This is a genomic window from Micromonospora sp. NBC_01740, from assembly GCF_035920365.1.
Classification (GTDB): Bacteria; Actinomycetota; Actinomycetes; order Mycobacteriales; family Micromonosporaceae; genus Micromonospora; species Micromonospora reichwaldensis.
Genome location: NZ_CP109150.1, coordinates 7047637 through 7067218 on the forward strand (window position 1 = coordinate 7047637; position 19582 = coordinate 7067218).

At 74.1% G+C, this 19582-nt stretch carries 17 protein-coding genes; 9 read left to right on the forward strand and 8 right to left on the reverse strand.

Annotated elements, in window-relative coordinates; all coding sequences use genetic code 11:
* Nucleotides 1-8: 8 nt before the first annotated feature.
* From OG989_RS30680 to OG989_RS30700, 4 genes are all read right to left on the reverse strand, one after another.
* On the reverse strand, nucleotides 9-2600 hold the full coding sequence (locus OG989_RS30680) for a transketolase C-terminal domain-containing protein (RefSeq protein ID WP_442791896.1): 2592 nt from the start codon (nucleotides 2598-2600) through the stop codon (nucleotides 9-11).
* A gap of 51 nt (nucleotides 2601-2651) precedes the next feature.
* Nucleotides 2652-3134, reverse strand: coding sequence for a MarR family winged helix-turn-helix transcriptional regulator (locus tag OG989_RS30690; protein WP_327029231.1), 483 nt, complete (start codon nucleotides 3132-3134; stop codon nucleotides 2652-2654).
* A gap of 68 nt (nucleotides 3135-3202) precedes the next feature.
* A complete protein-coding gene (locus tag OG989_RS30695; RefSeq protein WP_327029232.1) occupies nucleotides 3203-3607 on the reverse strand; it encodes a YjbQ family protein in 405 nt (134 codons plus the stop codon).
* 23 nt (nucleotides 3608-3630) lie between these two features.
* Nucleotides 3631-4014: a hypothetical protein gene (locus OG989_RS30700; protein ID WP_327029233.1), complete on the reverse strand. Its 384-nt coding sequence runs from the start codon at nucleotides 4012-4014 to the stop codon at nucleotides 3631-3633.
* A 196-nt stretch (nucleotides 4015-4210) separates the two neighbouring features.
* Here OG989_RS30700 and aceE point away from each other — a divergent pair, with 196 nt between their 5' ends.
* Nucleotides 4211-6955, forward strand: coding sequence for a pyruvate dehydrogenase (acetyl-transferring), homodimeric type (aceE, locus tag OG989_RS30705; protein ID WP_151456530.1), 2745 nt, complete (start codon nucleotides 4211-4213; stop codon nucleotides 6953-6955).
* Between the two features lie 134 nt (nucleotides 6956-7089).
* Here aceE and OG989_RS30710 read toward each other — a convergent pair whose 3' ends face one another.
* Nucleotides 7090-7536 carry an SRPBCC family protein gene (locus tag OG989_RS30710; RefSeq protein WP_151456531.1) on the reverse strand — a complete coding sequence of 149 codons (447 nt, stop codon included), beginning with the start codon at nucleotides 7534-7536 and terminating at the stop codon, nucleotides 7090-7092.
* Nucleotides 7537-7722: 186 nt separating this feature from the next.
* On the opposite strand from OG989_RS30710, the gene OG989_RS30715 reads away from it, so the two are divergent.
* The 3 genes from OG989_RS30715 to gltX are packed head-to-tail and all read left to right on the forward strand — an operon-like array spanning nucleotide 7723 to nucleotide 11786.
* Nucleotides 7723-9054, forward strand: coding sequence for a GH1 family beta-glucosidase (locus tag OG989_RS30715; protein WP_327029234.1), 1332 nt, complete (start codon nucleotides 7723-7725; stop codon nucleotides 9052-9054).
* Nucleotides 9051-10328 (forward strand): MFS transporter, encoded by a 1278-nt coding sequence (locus OG989_RS30720; protein ID WP_327029235.1) that lies wholly within the window; start codon nucleotides 9051-9053, stop codon nucleotides 10326-10328. The genes OG989_RS30715 and OG989_RS30720 overlap by 4 nt, the downstream gene beginning before the upstream one ends.
* Before the next feature lie 48 nt (nucleotides 10329-10376).
* Nucleotides 10377-11786, forward strand: a complete 1410-nt coding sequence (gltX, locus tag OG989_RS30725) for a glutamate--tRNA ligase (protein WP_151456533.1) — start codon at nucleotides 10377-10379, stop codon at nucleotides 11784-11786.
* Nucleotides 11787-11994: 208 nt separating this feature from the next.
* On the opposite strand, the gene OG989_RS30730 is transcribed toward gltX, so the two are convergent.
* A complete protein-coding gene (locus OG989_RS30730; protein WP_151456534.1) occupies nucleotides 11995-12642 on the reverse strand; it encodes a copper resistance CopC family protein in 648 nt (215 codons plus the stop codon).
* 222 nt (nucleotides 12643-12864) lie between these two features.
* On the opposite strand from OG989_RS30730, the gene OG989_RS30735 reads away from it, so the two are divergent.
* Nucleotides 12865-13515, forward strand: coding sequence for a hypothetical protein (locus OG989_RS30735; RefSeq protein ID WP_151456535.1), 651 nt, complete (start codon nucleotides 12865-12867; stop codon nucleotides 13513-13515).
* 79 nt (nucleotides 13516-13594) lie between these two features.
* Here OG989_RS30735 and OG989_RS30740 read toward each other — a convergent pair whose 3' ends face one another.
* Nucleotides 13595-14521 carry an NADP-dependent oxidoreductase gene (locus tag OG989_RS30740; protein ID WP_327029236.1) on the reverse strand — a complete coding sequence of 309 codons (927 nt, stop codon included), beginning with the start codon at nucleotides 14519-14521 and terminating at the stop codon, nucleotides 13595-13597.
* A gap of 36 nt (nucleotides 14522-14557) precedes the next feature.
* Nucleotides 14558-14896 carry a hypothetical protein gene (locus OG989_RS30745; protein ID WP_151456536.1) on the reverse strand — a complete coding sequence of 113 codons (339 nt, stop codon included), beginning with the start codon at nucleotides 14894-14896 and terminating at the stop codon, nucleotides 14558-14560.
* A 249-nt stretch (nucleotides 14897-15145) separates the two neighbouring features.
* Between OG989_RS30745 and OG989_RS30750 the strand changes: the two genes are divergently transcribed.
* The 4 genes from OG989_RS30750 to OG989_RS30765 all read left to right on the forward strand — a co-directional run bounded on the left by OG989_RS30750 (nucleotide 15146) and on the right by OG989_RS30765 (nucleotide 19557).
* Nucleotides 15146-16330, forward strand: coding sequence for a sensor histidine kinase (locus OG989_RS30750; RefSeq protein WP_327029237.1), 1185 nt, complete (start codon nucleotides 15146-15148; stop codon nucleotides 16328-16330).
* Between the two features lie 16 nt (nucleotides 16331-16346).
* Entirely contained in the window at nucleotides 16347-17015 is a 669-nt protein-coding gene (locus OG989_RS30755) for a response regulator transcription factor (RefSeq protein WP_327029238.1), read from the forward strand.
* Nucleotides 17016-17052: 37 nt separating this feature from the next.
* Nucleotides 17053-18309 (forward strand): PucR family transcriptional regulator, encoded by a 1257-nt coding sequence (locus OG989_RS30760; protein ID WP_327029239.1) that lies wholly within the window; start codon nucleotides 17053-17055, stop codon nucleotides 18307-18309.
* Between the two features lie 78 nt (nucleotides 18310-18387).
* Complete coding sequence (locus OG989_RS30765) at nucleotides 18388-19557, forward strand: acyltransferase domain-containing protein (protein ID WP_151456434.1); 1170 nt, start codon at nucleotides 18388-18390, stop codon at nucleotides 19555-19557.
* Nucleotides 19558-19582 lie beyond the last annotated feature (25 nt).

The window sequence follows — 19582 nt, forward strand, 5'->3', positions numbered from 1 at the left end:
AACGGAATTTACCGTGCCAGAAGCGTGCGGGCACCCTGGGTAATTGCTTCCTCGGAGACCAGAACCTGACGGGCCGCCGGACCTAATGGTACAAAAGAGTCAACTCCGGCCACCCGCCGCGCCGCTCCGACATAGCCGGCATCCACCAGGGCCGCGATGACCCCCTCGCCGACCCCGCCGGAACGCCGGGTCTCGTCCACGACCAGCACCCGGCCGGTCGCCGCCGCCTCCCGGATGACGTCGGCCACCGGCAGCGGGGAGAGCCAGCGCAGGTCCACCACCCGGGTGCCGACCCCCTCGTCGGCGAGTGTCGCCGCCGCGCGCAACGACATCGGCACCCCGTTACCGAACGTGATGATCGTGACATCCTCGGCGGAGCCGACGCCGTAGACGCGGGCCCGCCCGATCGGCACATGACCGCCGGTCCACGCGCCGGGCTCGGCGTAGTGGGACAGCCACTCACCGTCACCGTCGGCGTACAGGTCGCGGGTGTGGTAGAGCGCGATCGGCTCCAAAAAGACGCAGACGCTGCCGTCCACCGCCGCGCTGGCCAGGCAGGTGCGCAGCATGGGCGCGGCGTCGTCCGGCCGCGCCGGCACCGCGATCACCAGGCCCGGCACGTCCCGGAGTACGGCCACCGAGTTGTCGTTGTGGAAGTGCCCGCCGAAGCCCTCCTGGTACGCCAGCCCGGCCACCCGCACCACCATCGGGTTGCGGAACGCACCCTGCGAGAAGAACTGCATCGTGGCGGCCTCGCCACGCAGCTGGTCCTCGGCGTTGTGCAGGTACGCCAGGTACTGGATCTCGGGCACGGGCAGCATCCCGGCCAGCCCGGCGCCGAGCCCCAGCCCGAGGACCGAGGTCTCGTCGAGCAGCGTGTCGAAGACCCGGGCCACGCCGAAGCGGTCCCGCAGCCCCTTGGTCACCCCGTACACGCCGCCCTTGGCGCCGACGTCCTCGCCGAACACCGCCATCTGCGGATGGTCGAGCATCCCGTCGGCGAGCGCGGCGTTGATGCTCTGCGCCAGCGTCAGCGGGCCGGTCAGCTCCGGCGGCTTCCCGCCGAACGCCTCCGTACGGGCGGCGGCGCCGGGGCCGCCGGCACGCGCCGCCGCGTCCGCCACCGCCCGGGCGAGGCGTGCCGGCCGGCGCGGGGCCAGCGGGGCGACCACGTCGGCCGGTGCGGTCAGCTTCGGCTCGTCCAGCACCTCCTCGGCGATCCGCCGCACCTGCCAGCCGATCTCGTCGTACCGGGCCAGCAGCTCCTCGCCGGTGGCGAGGCCCGCCCCCACCAGCAGCCGTGCCGTGGCGGTCAGCGGGTCCCGGGCGAGGTCGGCCGCGATCTCTCCGGGGCTCCGGTACGCGGTCTCGGCATCCGCGCCGGCGTGTCCCATCAGCCGTACGGTCGACAGGTGGAGCACGGCGGGGCGTCGGTGCCGGCGCACCCAGGCCGCCGCCTCGGCGGCCGCCTCGTACGCCCGCGGCAGGTCGCCGCCGTCGGCGGAGAAGTAACGGACCCCCGGCTTCGACCGCAGGGTGGTCTCCACCCAACCCTTCGGGGAGCGGACGCTGATGCCGAGGCCGTTGTCCTCGCAGACGAAGAGCACCGGGATGCGCAGGCCCGTGTGGTCGTACCAGCCGGCGGTGTTGAACGCGGCCGTGGCGCTGGCGTGGTTGACCGACGCGTCGCCGAACGAGCAGACCACGATGGCGTCCGGCGGCCAGGAGGTGTGCGTGGCACCCCCACCGCCGCTGGTCGGCACCCGGTCCCGCCGACCGGAGGTGTCCAGCCGGCGCAGCCGTTCCACGGCCAGCCCCATCCCGACGGCGCGGGGCAGGTGCGAGGCGATCGTGGAGGTGGTCGGGACGACGGCCAGGTCGGCCCGGCCGAAGACCTTGTGCCGACCGCCGGCGAGCGGCTCGCTGCTGGAGGCGACCATGCCCCGCAGCACGTCGCGGGCCGCCTCGGCGTACCCCGGGTGGAGCGGCCGGTCCACGGCGGACCCGGCGCCGCCGGTCGGCTCCCCCGGGTCGGCGGCGTCCGGCGCGGAACCGTCGCCGGGGCCGTCCGCGTCGGCCGGCGCGGCCTCGACGGGCCCGTCGGCCGCCGCCGGCAAGTCGGTGCCGCCCCGCTCGGCGTCGAACCGCCCGGCGTCGGACCGCTCGCCCGAGGGCTGGTCGGCCTCGGGTCGCTCGGCCCCGTCCCGCTCGGCCTCGGGTTGGTCGGCCTCGGGGCGCTCGGTCGGCGTCCACCCGGCGGCCTGGGCGGCGCGGACGCAGTAGAAGGCGCCCGAGCGGTAGTGCAGTAGCGCCGGGTCGGTGGCGCGCAGCGCGGCGGCGACCGCGGCGTTGCCCTCGTGGCCGGCGGAGCCGATCGTGTAGTAGCCCTCGCCGAAGCTGCGCAGCCACCGGCCGGCCAGGTCGAGCTGGCGGCTGGTGGCCTGCGCGTCGAAGAGGTCCAGCGCCCGCGCGCCGGTCAGCGTCGTGTCGTCGGTGACCGGCCGTGCGGGGTCGCGCCGCTGCGACGGGGTGGCCAGCGCGGCCAGCGTCTCCCGGAACCGGTCGTCGAGATCTTGCGGGGTGGTCACGTCGGACAGCATTACCGACGAGCGGCCTGTGCGCCCACTCGGACACGAACGACGCGGTGTGGGTCAGTCGTCGTCGCACCGCTCGGGGCAGCCGCCGTCGGAGACCTTCCAGACCAGCTCGCGCAGGGTCGCCAGCTCCTCGACGGTGAGCCCGGCGAGCAGTCGGGAGTCCGACATGACCTGGTGCACGCGGGCCCGCACCCGCCGCCCGGGCCCGGTCACCACCAGCGTCTTCTGCCGCCGGTCGGCGGGGTCGGCGTGCCGCTCGACCAGCCCGGCCCGCTCGAGCTTGTCGACCAGGGCGGTGACGTTGGAGCGGTCGCAGCCCAGCCCTTCGGCGAGGTCGCGGGCCGGCAGCGGCAGGTCGGGGTCCAGCTCGTGCAGCGCCCGGGCGGTCGCGGGGGTCAGCCCCAGCTCGGCGATCTCCCGGTCCTGGTGGTGGCGCAGCGCGGCGGCGACGTGCGTGATGCGGCGCACGACGTCGCCGGCCAGCGCCGCGCGGTCGGCGGGATCCGGCGGGACGGAGGGGACGGGCTGCGGCGCCATGCCTCATATCCTACGCGCGTCAAAAGTTGAGCAGCTCCACCATCGGCGGTTCGCGCGGAACCCCGCCGTCAGCCGGGGAGAAACGAGAAGCGGACGGTCCGGGTGGGGTTGTCGCCGTTGGAGTCGACCAGGCAGACCGACTGCCAGGTGCCCAACGCCAGCCGGCCGTCGACGACCGGCAGCGTCGCGTACGGGGGGACGAACGCCGGCAGGACGTGGTCGCGCCCGTGGCCGGGCGAGCCGTGCCGGTGCCGCCACCGGTCGTCGGTGGGAAGCAGGTCGTCGAGCGCGGCCAGCAGGTCGTCGTCGGACCCCGAGCCGGTCTCGATGATCGCCAACCCGGCGGTGGCGTGTGGCACGAAGACGTGCAGCAGGCCGTCGCCCTGCCCGGAGACGAACCGCTCGGCCTCCGCCGTGATGTCCCGGACGGTCGGCCGGGCCCCGGTCTGGACGGTGATCACCTCACTGCGCATACGACGCATTCTGCCCGAGGGGGTCAGCAACCACCGCCGGAGTCCCCGCCGCCGCCGGAATCCCCGCCGCTGGACCAGCCGCCGCCGGAATCCCCGCCACCCCACCAGCCGGAGCCCGAAGCGGCGTCGGAGCCGCAGTCGCGGTTGTCGTAGCTGGCCCCGATGTCCCCGGCGGGCCCGACCGGCGTGAAACCGACCCCCGCGTGCCGGCCGCCCGCTCCGCCGCGACGCCGGCCACGCCGGGCGCCGCGCAGCACCGCCACGCCGAACACCGCCAGCAGGCCCCCGCTCAGGACGATCGCCAGGAGGGCGGCGCGTCCCTCGCGCATCCCGATCCCGCCGGCGACCACCCCGGCCGTTCCGGCCGCCACCATGACCGCGCCGACGCGTGCCTTCCGCCTGTCCATGCCCGGCACCGTAGAGAGGCCGGGCAAGGGCCGCTCGTCCGCCGGTAACGGATGGGACGCGTTGCCGGTTGCGCAAAGTTACCGGCGGGTACCTGTGTCGCGCGTCGCGTCTCCGGGCGGTGGGCGTGACGACAGGTGCCACCAGGGGGCAGGATGGCGCTAGAGACCTATCCCACACAGAACCGAGGGAACGCCTGTGGCTACGGAACGCAAGCGCCCGGTGATCACCGCTGGTCTGCCGAGCCAGCTTCCGGACATCGACCCTGAAGAGACCAGCGAATGGGTCGAGTCGCTCGACGGTGTCATCGACGAGCGCGGGACAAAGCGCGCCCGCTACGTCATGCTGCGCCTGCTGGAGCGGGCCCGCGAGCGCCAGGTCGGGGTGCCGTCGCTGACCACCACCGACTACATCAACACCATCCCGCCGGAGCACGAGCCGTGGTTCCCGGGTGACGAGCACGTGGAACGGCGGATCCGGGCGTACGTCCGGTGGAACGCGGCCATGCTGGTGCACCGGGCGCAGCGCCCCGAGATCGGCGTCGGTGGGCACATCTCCACCTTCGCCAGCTCGGCCTCGCTCTACGAGGTGGGCTTCAACCACTTCTTCCGGGGCAAGAACCACCCGGGCGGCGGCGACCACATCTTCTACCAGGGCCACGCCTCGCCCGGCATGTACGCGCGGGCGTTCCTGGAGGGGCGGCTGACCGAGCACCAGCTCGACGGGTTCCGCCAGGAGCTGTCGCACCCGGGCGGCGGCCTGCCGTCGTACCCGCACCCGCGGCTCATGCCGGACTTCTGGGAGTTCCCCACGGTCTCGATGGGCCTGGGCGGGCTGAACGCGATCTACCAGGCGCGGTTCAACCGCTACCTGCACCACCGGGGCATCAAGGACACCTCGGACCAGCACGTGTGGGCCTACCTGGGCGACGGCGAGATGGACGAGCCGGAGACGCTCGGCGCGATCGGCGTGGCCGCCCGCGAGGAGCTGGACAACCTCACCTTCGTGATCAACTGCAACCTCCAGCGGCTCGACGGGCCGGTGCGCGGCAACGGCAAGGTCATGCAGGAGCTGGAGGCGTTCTTCCGGGGCGCCGGCTGGAACGTCATCAAGGTGGTCTGGGGCCGGGAGTGGGACCCGCTGCTCGCCGCGGACACCGACGGCGCGCTGGTCAACCTGATGAACACCACGCCCGACGGTGACTACCAGACCTACAAGGCGGAGTCCGGGGCGTACGTCCGGGAGCACTTCTTCGGCCGCGACCAGCGGACCCGCAAGATGGTCGAGGACCTCAGCGACGACGAGATCTGGAACCTCAAGCGGGGCGGGCACGACTACCGCAAGCTCTACGCGGCCTACAAGGCGGCGATGGAGCACACCGGTCAGCCGACCGTCATCCTGGCCAAGACGATCAAGGGCTGGACGCTGGGCTCGCACTTCGAGGGCCGCAACGCCACCCACCAGATGAAGAAGCTGACGCTGGAGGACCTCAAGACCTTCCGCGACCGGCTCTACCTGGACATCCCGGACAAGGCGCTGGAGGACAACCCCTACCTGCCGCCGTACTACACGCCGGGCGAGAAGTCCGACGAGATCGCGTACCTCAAGGAGCGGCGCCAGCAGCTCGGCGGCTACCTGCCGTCGCGGCGCTCGGGCCAGAAGCGGCTGGCCATCCCCGGCCCGGAGCGCTTCGCCGACGTCAAGCGCGGCTCGGGCAAGCAGAAGGTGGCCACCACGATGGCCTTCGTCCGCCTGCTCAAGGACGTGATGAAGGACAAGGAGTTCGGCAAGCGCTGGGTGCCGATCATCCCGGACGAGGCCCGCACCTTCGGCATGGACTCGCTCTTCCCCACGCAGAAGATCTACTCGCCGCACGGCCAGCGCTACACCTCGGTCGACCGGGAGCTGTTCCTGTCGTACAAGGAGTCCACCGGCGGGCAGATCCTGCACGAGGGGATCAACGAGGCCGGCTCGGTCGCCTCGTTCACGGCGGCGGGCTCGGCGTACGCCACGCACGACGAGCCGATGATCCCGATGTACATCTTCTACTCGATGTTCGGGTTCCAGCGCACCGCCGACGGGCTGTGGGCCGCCGCGGACCAGATGGCCCGGGGCTTCCTGCTCGGCGCCACCGCCGGCCGGACCACGCTCAACGGTGAGGGGCTCCAGCACGAGGACGGCCACTCGCTGTTGATCGCCGCCACCAATCCGGCGGTGGTCGCGTACGACCCGGCGTTCGCGTTCGAGATCGCGCACATCGTGGAGAACGGCCTGCACCGGATGTACGGCGAGGCGCAGGAGAACGTCTTCTACTACCTGACGATCTACAACGAGCCGATCCTCCAGCCAGCGGAGCCGGAGGGCGTGGACGTGGAGGGGCTGCTCAAGGGCATCTACCGCTACTCCCCCGCCCCGTCGGTGGGCGACGACGCGCCGAAGGCCAACGTGCTCGCCTCGGGCACGGGCATGCAGTGGGCGATCAAGGCGCAGCAGCTGCTGGCCCAGGACTGGGGCGTGGCCGCCGACGTCTGGTCGGTGACCTCCTGGACGGAGCTGCGCCGCGACGCGGTGCAGTGCGAGGAGCACAACCTGCTCAACCCGGGCGCGGAGCAGCGGGTGCCGTACATCCAGCAGAAGCTGGCCGACGCCGAGGGCCCGAAGGTCGCGGTCAGCGACTGGATGCGCGCGGTGCCGGACCTGATCGCCCGCTGGGTGCCCGGCGACTACACCTCGCTCGGCACGGACGGGTTCGGCATGTCCGACACCCGGCACGCCCTGCGCCGGCACTTCCACGTCGACGCCGAGTCGGTGGTGGTCGCGACGCTGCGGCAGCTCGCCCTGCGCGGCGCGGTACCGGCCAGCGTGCCGGCCGAGGCGGCCAAGAAGTACGCCATCGAGGACGTGAACGCGGCCCCGGTCGGCGAGACCGGCGGCGACAGCTAGGACGTACGAGACGAGGGCCCGGCGCACCCGCGCCGGGCCCTTGGTCGTCCGACGAGCGAAGCGGCGGTGGTCCGGAGTCCCTGGCGGGGACACCGGGCCACCGCCGTCGCGGGTGGCGCCAGGACGTGCCCGGCTCAGCCGACGGCGGCCAGATCGGTCAGCCGGGCGAGCGAGTCCTCCAGGTCGGCGCCGACCCTGCGCAGGCCGAGGCGGAGCAGGGCGGCCTTGACCGGACCGGCCGGCCAGCGTACGACGATGAGCCGCACGATCGTCCCGCCCTCCTCCTCGTCCACGGTGAGCTGGACGTAGATCTCGGTGCGCGCCTCCGCCCGGGCACCGGCGCCCTTGGCGCGTTCGCGCCAGCCGATCAGGGTCGGCGCCTGATAGGCGATCACCTCGGCCTCATGCGCGGCGCCACGTCCGGCCTGGACGAGTTGTCGGCGCCCGAAGCCCTCTCCCGAGAGCACCTCGGCCGCACGGACCCCCGCCAGCCAGGCCGGCAACTGCTCGGCCCGCTGCACGACGTCCCAGACCGCTTCCACTGGCGCCATCACGTGCGCACTGCGTTCCACGAGGATCATTTCCGTCTTTCCTCCAGTGAGGACATCCCACGATATCGGCACTCTATGCGCAAATTCGGACGTATACGGACGGGTTCGGAAAAGACGCGCCGAAAACTCTTGCGCTGCGGCGACGTACGACCTATGGCGCAACGGCCGGCCGCCCCCTAGAGTCCCGAACACGATTCACGTACGACGGGAGGGCGCATGTCGACCGCAGCGATGCCCGAGTTCCCCGCCGGATTCCGCTGGGGAGTGTCCACCTCCGCCTACCAGATCGAGGGCGGCGTCGACGAGAACGGGCGGGGAGCGTCCATCTGGGACACCTTCGCCCACACCCCCGGCCGGGTCGCCGACGGCAGCAGCGGCGACGTGGCCTGCGACCACTACCACCGGCACGCCGAGGACGTCGCGCTGCTGGCCGGGCTGGGCGTCTCCGCGTACCGCTTCTCGATCGCCTGGCCCCGGGTGCGGCCCACCGGCGACGGCCCGGTCGACGCGCGCGGGCTGGACTTCTACGACCGGCTCGTCGACGACCTGCTCGCCCACGGCGTCGACCCGGTCGCCACGCTCTTCCACTGGGACCTGCCGCAGGCCCTCGAGGACGCGGGCGGCTGGCTGAACCGGGACACCGCCCACCGCTTCGCCGAGTACGCCGATGCGACCGCCGCCCGCCTCGGCGACCGGGTGAAGCTCTGGATCACCCTCAACGAGCCCTTCATCCACATGAGCCTCGGCCACGGCACGGGCGAGCACGCCCCCGGCCGGACGCTGCTCTTCGACGCCTTCCCGGTGGCCCACCACCAACTGCTCGCCCACGGCCTCGCCGTCGCCGCGCTGCGGGCACGCACGACGAGCCCGGTCGCCATCGCGAACAACTACTCGCCCGTGCGGCCGGCCGGGGACACCGACGCCGACCGGGCGGCCGTCGCGGCGTACGAGGCGCTGCACAACCGCCTCTTCACGGACCCGCTGTTCGGCCGGGGCTACCCCGCCGAGCTGGGCTTCGACACCGCCGTGGTGCGCGCCGGCGATCTCGACGTGATCGCCGCGCCGATCGACGTGCTGGGGGTCAACTACTACAACCCCACCGGCGTACGCGCCCCGCAGGAGGGCTCGCCGCTGCCGTTCGAGTTCGTGCCGCTGGACGGATACCCGCGTACCGCCTTCGACTGGCCGGTCGCCCCCGACGGGCTGCGCGAGCTGCTCGGCTGGCTGCACCGCACGTACGCCGACGACCTGCCCCCGATCCAGGTCACCGAGAGCGGCTGCGCGTACGACGACACGCCCGACGCCGACGGCCGGGTGCACGACCCGGAGCGCATCGCCTACCTCGACGGGCACCTGCGCGCGGTACGCGCCGCGATGGCCGAGGGCGTCGACGTGACCGGCTACTTCGTCTGGTCGCTGCTGGACAACTGGGAGTGGGCGGAGGGCTTCACCAAGCGCTTCGGCCTCGTGCACGTCGACTTCGACACCCAGCTCCGTACGCCCAAGTCCTCGTACGCCTGGTTCCGTGACCTGATCGCCCGGCCGTGACCACCGTCGACCCGACGCCCGCGTCGCTGCCGGCGGCGCTCGCCGAGCCGACCGCGCCGGTGCGGCGGGGCTGGATCGCGCTGATCTTCGCGGCCAACCTCGGGGTCTGGATGGCGTTCTTCACGCCGATCCAGGTGCTGCTGCCGCAGCAGCTGGAACAGATCGCCCCGGCCGACAAGGAGACGGCGCTGGCCGTGGTCACCGGCCTCGGCGCGCTCGCCGCCGTGCTCGCCAACCCCCTCGCCGGGGCGCTGTCGGACCGCACCTGCCTGCGGCTGGCCGGGCGGGAGTTCGGCCGGCGGCACGTCTGGACCGCCGGCGGCGCGCTGCTCGGCGCGGCGGCCCTGGTGCTGCTGGCGCAGCAACGCACCGTCGCCGGGGTCGCGCTCGGCTGGGTGGCCGCCCAGGTCTGCTTCAACGCGATGCTGGCCAGCCTGACCGCCGCCGTGCCGGACCGGGTGCCGGTCGCCCAGCGGGGCGGCGTCTCCGGCTGGGTCGGCATCCCCCAGGCGCTGGGGTTGGTGCTCGGGGTGGTGCTGGTCACCGCCGTGGTGAGCGGCACCGCCGCCGGCTACCTGGCGATGGCCGCGGCGGTGCTGCTGCTGGCCCTGCCGTTCGCGCTGCTCACCGCCGACGACCCGCTGCCCCGGGCGCACCGGCCGGCGCTGCGGTGGCGCGCCCTGCTCGCGTCGATGTGGATCTCGCCGCGCCGCCACCCCGACTTCGGCTGGGCCTGGATCACCCGTTTCCTGGTGCAGCTCGGCAACGCGCTCGGCACGCTCTACCTGCTCTACTTCCTCACCGACGAGGTGCGCCACCCCGACCCCGAGGGCGGCCTGCTGGTGCTGATCCTGCTCTACACGGCCGGCCTGGCGGCCACCGCCGTGGTGGCCGGGCGGCTGTCGGACCGCTCCGGCAAGCGGAAGGTCTTCGTCATCACCGCCGGCGGCATCATCGCGGTCGCCGCGCTGCTGCTGGCCGTCGCGCCGGTCTGGCCGGTGGCCGTGGCCGCCGCGCTGCTGCTCGGCGCCGGCTACGGCGTCTACCTGTCGGTGGACGCCGCGCTCATCACCCAGGTGCTGCCCGCCGCGACCGACCGGGCCAAGGACCTGGGCGTCATCAACATCGCCAACTCCGCCCCGCAGGTGCTCGGCCCGGCGCTCTCCGCCCCGCTCGTGGTGCACCTCGGCGGCTACCCGGTGCTCTACGCGGTCACCGCGGCGGTCACCGTGCTGGGCAGCGTCCTGGTGCTGAAGATCCGCTCGGTGCCCTGAGCCGCACCCCTGACGGAATCCGGTCGCGCGCCGCCGTAGGCTGGAGACGTGACGGTACGTGTGCGCTTCGCCCCCTCCCCGACCGGTATGTTCCACGTCGGCGGTGCCCGCTCGGCGCTGCAGAACTGGATCTACGCCAAGCAGCAGGGCGGGGTGTTCGTGCTCCGCATCGAGGACACCGACGCGGCCCGCAACAAGCCGGAGTGGACCGAGGGCATCCTCTCCGCGCTGGACTGGATCGGCATCGAGCGCGGCGGCTACGAGGGCCCGTACTTCCAGTCGGAGTACGCCGGCGAGCACCGGGCCGCCGCCGCGCGGCTGCACGCGTCCGGCCGCGCCTACCACTGCGACTGCACCCGCGAGGCCGTGCAGGCCCGCACCGGCTCGCAGTACCAGGGCTACGACGGCTTCTGCCGGGACCGGGGCCTGCCGGCCGGCGAGGGGCGCGCCCTGCGCTTCCGTACGCCCGACGAGGGCGAGACCGTGGTGGTCGACCTGATCCGTGGCGAGCCGACCTTCGAGAACAAGCTGATCGAGGACTTCGTCATCGCCCGGGGCGACGGCTCGCCGGTCTTCCTGCTCGCCAACGTGGTCGACGACATGACCATGGGCATCACCCACGTGATCCGGGCCGAGGAGCACCTGCCCAACACCCCGAAGCAGCAGCTGCTCTGGGAGGCTCTCGGGGTCAAGCCGCCGATCTGGGCGCACGTGCCGGTGGTGGTCAACGAGAAGCGGCAGAAGCTCTCCAAGCGCCGCGACAAGGTGGCCCTGGAGGCGTTCCGGGACGAGGGTTACCTGGCCGCCGCGATGCGCAACTACCTGATGCTGCTCGGCTGGGCGCCGTCGGGCGACCGGGAGATCGTCGAGTGGTCGGTGATCGAGCAGGAGTACCGGCTGGAGGAGGTCAACCCCTCCCCGGCGTTCTTCGACGAGAAGAAGCTCCGCGCGTTCAACGGCGAGTACATCCGGGCGCTGCCCGTCGAGGAGTTCGTCGAGGCCTGCCGGCCGTGGCTGACGGGCACCGGCACCATCGCCCCGCCGCCGTGGCAGCCGGAGGAGTTCGACGCGGACGCCTTCGCGGCCGTGGCCCCGCTGGCGCAGACCCGGATCGCGCTGCTCAGCGAGATCGTGCCGAACGTCGACTTCCTCTTCCTCGCCGCGCCCCTGATCGACGAGGCCGCCTGGGCCAAGGCGATGAAGGAGGGCTCGGCGGAGCTGCTGGACGCCGCCACGGCGGCGTTCGAGGCGCTGGAGTCGTGGGACGCCGAGACGCTGAAGTCGACGTTGGAGGCGGTCGGCGCCGAGCGCGGGCTCAAGCTCGGCAAGGCCCAGGCGCCGGTCCGCGTCGCGGTCACCGGCCGTACCGTCGGACTGCCGCTGTTCGAGTCGCTGGAGGTACTCGGCCGCGAGCGCACCCTGAGCCGGCTGCGCGCCGCCCGGGTCCGCCTGTTCTGAGCCGGGCCCGTTCCGACGGCCACGACCGCCCTGCCGGGACGGCCCACCCGCGCCGGAAGGCGGCCTGCGACACCACCGCCACGTCGGCCCGTCGCCACGTCGGTCCGCGACCGCCGGCTCCGGCTCGGGGTGGTACCTGACGGCGGCGTACCCGCTCAGCGCCCGGACCCGTGGGTCCGGGCGCTGAGGCGTCCCGGGCTCGTGCCGCTCAGCGGCGGGCGGAGCGGCGACGCAGCAGCAGGCCGGCGGCGAGGGCGGCGAGGAGAAGCACGCCGCCGAGCGCCCACAGCCAGCCGCGCCCGGCCGCGTCGTCGCTCTCCTTCGCCGCGGGCACCGCGGACCCCGGCGTGCCCGCGCCCGTCGGACCGGGCGCGGCCGAGGTCGGCGCGGCGCCGGACGGAGGCGGTACGGCCGACGCCGGGGCGCTCGGGCCGGCGGTGCCCGCGCCGGTCGGCGACTCGGCGGGGGTGCCGGTGGTCAGGGTGAACCGCACCTCGCCGGAGACCGGGTGCCCGTCGCTGGACGCCAACTGATAGCCGACGATGTAGAGCCCCGCCCGGCCGGGCTTGAACGGGACGCTCACCCGCGAGCCGGAGAAGGCCGGCGCGCCGCCGAGCGCGGCCACGTTGTCCGGACCGGTCACTGTGATCTTCGTCGTATTCGGGTCCGCCTTCGCCAGGAAACGCAGCTCGATCCGGGACGGCGCCTCGGCCACCCGCGCGCCGTTGCGCGGATCGCTGCCGGTCAGCGAGTTGTGGGCGGCCGCCGGCGCGGCCGGCAACACCAACGACACACCGATCGCCACGCCGACCACCACTGGCCAGGTGAGCGCCACACGTGGGAACCTGCCCCCCATGAACCCCTCCGTAAAGGTACGATCCGCCCGCTGATCCACGGCTACCGTTCATTGGTCGGGCCGGGATCACAGATAGTTCCAATTACTGTTCCACGAGCTGCAACCGATCGACGTTCTGCGCAGTCTTGAGGGTGGCACCCTGCACGGGTTCGGTCACCCCCGTCAGCCAACCAACGCGTGACCTGCAGCAAGCCATCCATCGAACGGGGCGAGGAGGCGGCGATGGTCCGAACGATGCGGCGGCTGGTCGCGGTGTTGGCAGGCGGGCTCGCGGCGGCGGTCCTGTCGCTCGGTTTCGCCGGGACGGCGACGGCGGCGCCGAAGACCCCACCGGCCGGAGTGGAGATCACCGGGCATGGGCTGGCGGAACCGCTGCGGCTGCGCGCGGAGGCCCAGCCCGCGCACGTGGTGGCGGTCATCGACCAGGTCAACTTCCTCGGCCGTACGGGGCAGCCCAAGGGCCCGAAGGCGGCCGATCTCGGTCCGAAGTACACCGTCGTGGTGTTCGCCGGTGACGTGCCGAAGCAGACGTACGACCTCTACCCGAAGGCGGTCGGCGGGCCGCGCGTCTTCCGTCCGGCCAAGCAGCCGGACGCCCGCAAGACCGCCGCGGGCTGGTTCCTCGGCCGGCTCAGCATGTCGGAGACCCTCCGCACGGCGGGCGTGCCGCTGGAGCGGCAGTTCGACACCGTCAGCGGGGGCGTCGGCGGCGGCGAGCGCGTCATCCCGGAGGACGCCCTCAACCCGGCGAAGGACATCGACGAGGCGCTCGGCGAGTTGCAGCGGCTGCTGCTGCTCAACGTCGCGGTGGTGCTGGTCATCACGTCGGGGCTCGCCGGGATCGCGCTGCTGGTCCGCCGCCGCACCCGCTGAGCCCACACCCGCCGAGCCCGCGCCCGCCGGTCCCACCGTCACCCGGCGCCCCGCCGCACGACCCCGTCCCGCGCGGGGGTCAGACCTCCAGGACCACCTTGCCGCGGACGTGCCCCGCCTCCACCAGGCGCTGCGCGTCCGCCGCCTGGGCCAGCGGGAACGTCCGTTCGACGTGGACGGTCAGCCGGCCGGCGTCCACCAGCCCGGCGAGCATGCCCAGGTCCACGGTCGACGGCTTGACGAACAGATAGCTGCCGCCCAGCCGGGTGACGTGCTCCGGGTCGGCCGTCGAGATGAGCCGCGCGGGACGGGTGATCAGCTCGGCCGACACGTCGAGCGCGTCGCCGCCGAACAGGTCGAGCACCACGTCCACCCCGTCGGGCGCGACCGCCCGGACCCGGTCGGCCAGCCCGTCGCCGTACGCGACCGGCTCGGCGCCCAGCGACCGGACGAAGTCGTGGTTGGCCGCGCCGGCCGTGCCGATCACGCGGTCGGCGCCGAACGCGCGGGCGATCTGCACCGCCAGGTGGCCCACCCCGCCGGACGCCCCGTGCACCAGCACCGTGTCGCCGGCGCCGGTGCGGGCCGACTGGAGCGCCTGGTACGCCGTGAGTCCCGCCAGGGGCAGGCCGCCCGCCTCGGCCCAGGACGCCCGCACCGGCTTGGCTGCCAACGTCCGCTCGGGCGCCGGGACGAGTTCGGCGTACGTGCCGTACTGGACGTGGTCGCGTCGGACGTAGCCGACGACCTCGTCGCCGACGGCGAACCCGGTCACCGCCGGCCCGACCGCCTCGATCACCCCGGCCGCGTCCCAGCCGGGAACGAGCGGGAAGTGACCCGGGATCGCACCGGCCAGGTGCCCCTCGCGCACCTTCCAGTCGACCGGGTTCACCCCGGCCGCCCGCACCCGTACGAGCACCGTGTCCGGGCCGACCGGCGGGTCGGGCAGGTCCCGGACGGTCAGCAGGTCGGCCGGGCCGTACGTGTCGATCGCGATCGCCTTCACACCGGTCACGCTAGCCGCCGGGCGGCGCCGCCGTGGTCAGCACCAGCGGCGTGGCGGCCGCTCGCGGCGGGTGACGCGCTGCCGGGGGCGGACCGGGCCGTGCCGGTGCGCGCCGGCCCAGCCGGGCAGGTCGCTGCGGCAGCCCGGGAGCGCCGCCAACTCAGCCTCGCCGGCCGGAGCCGGTTCCGCGACGCGCTGCCGGGGCACCGTGACGTCGTCCTCGGGGCGCTCGGGCGCGCGGGTCGGGTGCTCCGGCGAGTGGGCCGGGAGCCCTCCGGGCAGCCGGCGGTGCTTTGCTGCCGCCTGCTGCTCGTGGTGGCCCGGCCGGCAGGGCTCGCCCTGGGCGCAGCCGTGCTCGGCCTCCCCGTGCGCCATCGGAGTCTCCTCACGCTCGCCCCGCCCGCCGGGGTCGCTCCGACGGGCCCTGTCACCGTACTGGCCGGCACCGACGCCCCACCCGACTCCCCCACCGCGCCCGCCTCCTCCCTCGCGATCATGCAGTCGTGGTGGGAATTTCGTACGCCGGTGCAGCTTTCGTCCCCCACCACGACTGCATGATCGGCGGAAACGGGCGGGGTGGGGGTGTGGTGGGATCGGGGGGTGGGGGCGGGTGGGTGGGTGAGGGTGGCTGGGTGGGTGGGGGCCGGGACGGGCGGGCGGGACGTCATGCTGGCGTGCGCCTCCCTGGTTGGCGGGGCGGTCCTGTACGGCCTGGGCACGCAGCCGCAACTGTCCTGGCACCCGGACCTGCCGGAACCGCTGTTCCTGCTGCCGCTGGCGGTGGTCTGCACGGCGGTGGGCCTGCGCCGGGTCGCCACCCGGGCCAGCCTGGCGCTCGGCACGGTGGCGGTGGTGGCCGACCTCGCGATGGGCGGCTCGCTGGCCACCGTCCTCGTCTACACCCAGGTGCTCTACGACGCGTGCGTGTTCGGCTCGGCCCGGACCTGGCGCCGGCTGCTCCAGGTCACGATCGGATTGAGCGTCCTCGGCACGGCGGTGGGGGTGCTGCTGAGGGGCGACTGGCGGGGCGTGGGCATCGGGGCGCCCGTGGTGCTGGCCGGGGTGCTGCCGGTGCTCACCGGGGTCAGCGTGCGGCAGTACCGGGACCAGGCGGTCGCCGAACGGGCCCGGGCCGAGCAGACGGCCCGGCTGGTGGAGCTGGACCGCCGGCAGGCCGTCGGCGCGGAGCGGGCCCGGATGGCCCGGGAGCTGCACGACGTGATCGCCAACCACCTGAGCGCGGTGGCCATCCACGCCACGGCCGCGCTCTCCGTGCCCGGGCTCGACCGGTCGCAGGTCGAGTCGGCGCTGCGGGTGATCCGGGAGAGCAGCGTGCAGGGGCTGGGCGAGATGCGGCAGATGATCGGCCTGCTGCGGGAACCGGCGGAGGGCGGGGCGGCCGTCGACGCCACCGACGAGACGACCCGGGCGCGGCTCAGCGAGGTCGACGCCCTCGTGGACCGGGTGCGCGCCGCCGGGCTGACCGTCCGGGCGACCCGACGCGGCGAGCCCCGCGCGCTGCCGGTCGGGGTGGACCTGGCCGCGTACCGGATCGTGCAGGAGTCGCTGACCAACGCGCTCAAGCACGGCGCCGGCGAGGCCGACCTGCTGGTCGCGTACGAGCCGGCAGGGGTGGTGGTGGGCGTGGAGAACCCGGTCGGCGCCGGCCGGGGCACCCTGACCGGCGCGGGCGCCGGCCTGATCGGGATGCGGGAGCGGGCGGCGCTGCTGAACGGCCGGTTCGCCGCCGGCCCGGCGGAGGGCCGCTGGCGGGTACGGGTGGAGCTGCCGACGGAGGTGGCGTCGTGAGGGGACGGGGCGTGGCATGGCCGAGGTGATCCGGGTGCTGCTCGCCGACGACCAGCCGGCGGTGCGGGCCGGGCTGGCGCTGATCCTGGCCGGTGCGGCCGGCGTCGAGGTGGTGGGTGAGGCCGAGGACGGCGCCGAGGCGGTCCGGCTGTGCCGGGAGCTGCGCCCGGACGTCGCGGTGCTGGACGTGCGGATGCCCCGGCTGGACGGCATCTCGGCCACCCGGGAGATCGCCGCCGACCGGCTCGCCGACGTGCTCGTGCTCACCACCTTCGACGTCGACGAGTACGTCTTCGGGGCGCTGCGGGCCGGCGCGGCGGGCTTCGTCCTCAAGGACATCGACGCGGCGGGGCTGGTGGCGGCGGTGCGGACGGTCGCCCGGGGCGAGGGGTTCATCGCCCCGGCGGTCACCCGCCGCCTGATCACCGAGTTCGCGGCGACCGCCCCCACCACCTCCGCCGCGGCCCGGCAGGCGGTCGACGCGCTGACCCCCCGGGAGCGCGACGTGCTGGCCTGCCTCGGGCTCGGCCTGTCCAACCAGCAGGTCGCCGACCGGTTGGCGATGGCCGAGAGCACCACCAAGACCCACGTCAGCCGGATCCTCGCCAAGCTGGACCTGCGCAGCCGGGTGCAGGCCGCCATCCTGGCCCAGGAGCTGGGACTGCCCGTCCCGCCGCCGGCCTGACCCACCGCCGCAGGTCGGGGCGTGTCAGGCTGGGGCGGTGAGCGAGCCGGGCGGGACGGAACTGTCGGCCACGCTGCGCCGGATCGAGCGGGCGGCGGGGGCGCTGGCCAGCGCCAGCGTGGCCCGGATGGACGAGACGCTGCCCTGGTTCCGCGACCTGCCGCCCGACCACCGCTCGTGGGTGATGCTGGTGGCCCAGGCCGGCGCCCGGTCGCTGGTGCAGTGGCTGCGCGACGGCGGCGGCACGGCGGACAGCACCCAGGAGGTCTCGGACGAGGTCTTCGCCACCGCGCCGCAGGCGCTCGCCCGCTCGATCAGCCTCCAGCAGACCGTCGCGCTGGTGAAGGTGATGATCGACGTCGTCGAGGAGCAGGTCTCGCACCTGGCGGCGAAGGGCGAGGAACAGCAGTTGCGCGAGGCGGTGCTGCGGTTCTCCCGGGAGATCGCCTTCGCCGCCGCCCGGGTGTACGCCCGGGCCGCCGAGTCGCGCGGCTCCTGGGACGCCCGGTTGCAGGCGTTGCTGGTGGACGCGCTGCTGCGGGGCGACTCGCCGGACGTGCTGGCGAGCCGGGCGGCGGCGCTCGGCTGGGCGGACGCCCCGCCGGTGGCGGTGGCGGTCGGCCGCTCCCCCGGCGGGGAGGTCTCCGCCGTGCTGCACACCGTCCACCGGCAGGCCCGGCGCATCGGCACGGAGGTGATCGGCGGGGTGCACGGCGATCGGCTGGTCATCGTGCTGGGCGGCGCCGCCGACCCGGTCGCGGCCACCGGCAAGCTGCTCGGCGCCTTCGGGGACGGGCCGGTGGTGGTCGGTCCGGCCGTGCCGAGCCTGGACGAGGCGACCGAGTCGGCGCGCGCCGCGCTGGCCGGCTTCCGGGCCGCACCGGCCTGGCCGACCGCGCCCCGGCCGGTGCCGGCGGACGACCTGCTGCCGGAGCGGGCGCTGGCCGGGGACGCGGAGGCGCGCCGGCGGCTGCGGCACGACGTCTACGCCGCGCTGGTGCGGGCCGGCGGGGAACTGCTGGAGACCCTCGACGCCTTCTTCGCGGCCGGCGGCACGCTGGAGAGCGCCGCGCGCTCCCTCTTCGTGCACCCGAACACCGTGCGCTACCGGCTGCGGCGGATCTCGGACGTCACCGGCTTCTCGCCGCTCGCCGCGCGGGACGCCTTCGCGCTCCAGGTGGCCCTCACCGTCGGTCGGCTCGACCCGGTGGTCCCGGTGGTACCAACTCAGACAATGACCCCGAACGCCAGCAAAACTCCACACACAGGTGATGATCGCCGCCGATTTTTGTAGGAACCCTCCAAAGGTTCTAGTGCGGTTTGGTCGAGGGCGGCACAGCGCTACCCGCGCGTATCCGGGAGAGTCATAGGAGTGCTCGCCGTACTCTCGCCCGGCCAGGGTTCCCAGAAACCCGGCTTCCTGACTCCCTGGCTGGACCTCACCGGCGCCGAAGCACGTCTGCGCTGGTGGTCGGCGCTGGCCGGGGTCGACCTGGTGCACCTCGGCACCGCCGCCGACGCGGACGAGATCAGGGACACCGCGCGGACCCAGCCGCTGCTGGTCGCCGCCGCGCTGCTGGCCGCCGAGCACCTGCCGATGTACGACGTCACGCTCACCGTCGGCCACAGCGTCGGCGAGCTGGGCGCGGCGGCGCTCGCCGGGGTGCTCCCGGCGGAGGCGGCGATCACCCTGGCCGGCGTACGCGGGCGGGAGATGGCCGCGGCCTGCGCCCTGGAGCCGACCGGGATGGCCGCCGTGCTGGGCGGGGACCCCGACGAGGTGCTCGCCTCGATCGTCGCGCACGGGCTGCACCCGGCCAACCGCAACGGCGCCGGCCAGTTCGTCGCCGCCGGCTCCGTCGAGGGGCTGGAGAAGCTCGCCGCCGAGCCGCCGGCCAAGGCCCGGGTGATCCGCCTGAAGGTGGCCGGCGCCTTCCACACGCCGTACATGGCCCCCGCCGAGACGGCGCTGGCCGCCGTGGCCGCCGGGATCACCCCGAGCGACCCGGCCCGGATCCTGCTGTCGAATCTCGACGGGGCCGCGGTCAACCACGGGCGCGACATGGTGCAGCGCCTGGTCCGCCAGGTCACCGCGCCGGTGCGCTGGGACCTCTGCATGCGCACCCTGGCCGACCTCGGGGTGACCGGCGTGATCGAGCTGCCCCCGGCCGGCACCCTCGCAGGCCTGGTCAAGCGGGAGCTGAAGGGGGCCGGGGCCCCCGAGGTGGTCACCCTGAACACCCCGGACGACCTGCCCGCCGCCCGGGACCTGATCGCCCGGCACGGCATGGCGCCGGGCCACGAGCCGACCATGCACTTCCGCGTGGTGGTGGCCCCGTCGGCCGGCACCTTCGAGCCGGCACGGGAGCTCACCGAGGGCGACACGCTCCGCGCCGGCCAGGTCGTCGGCCACGTGGCCACCCGGCAGGGCCCGGTCGAGGTGACCGCCCACGGCAGCGGTGTGCTCACCGAGTGGCTCGCCCACCACGACGACCCGGTCGCGCCGGGCCAACCGCTCGTCCGCATCGGAGGTCACGTGTGAGCGCGAGGAATGAGCCGGTCCTGCG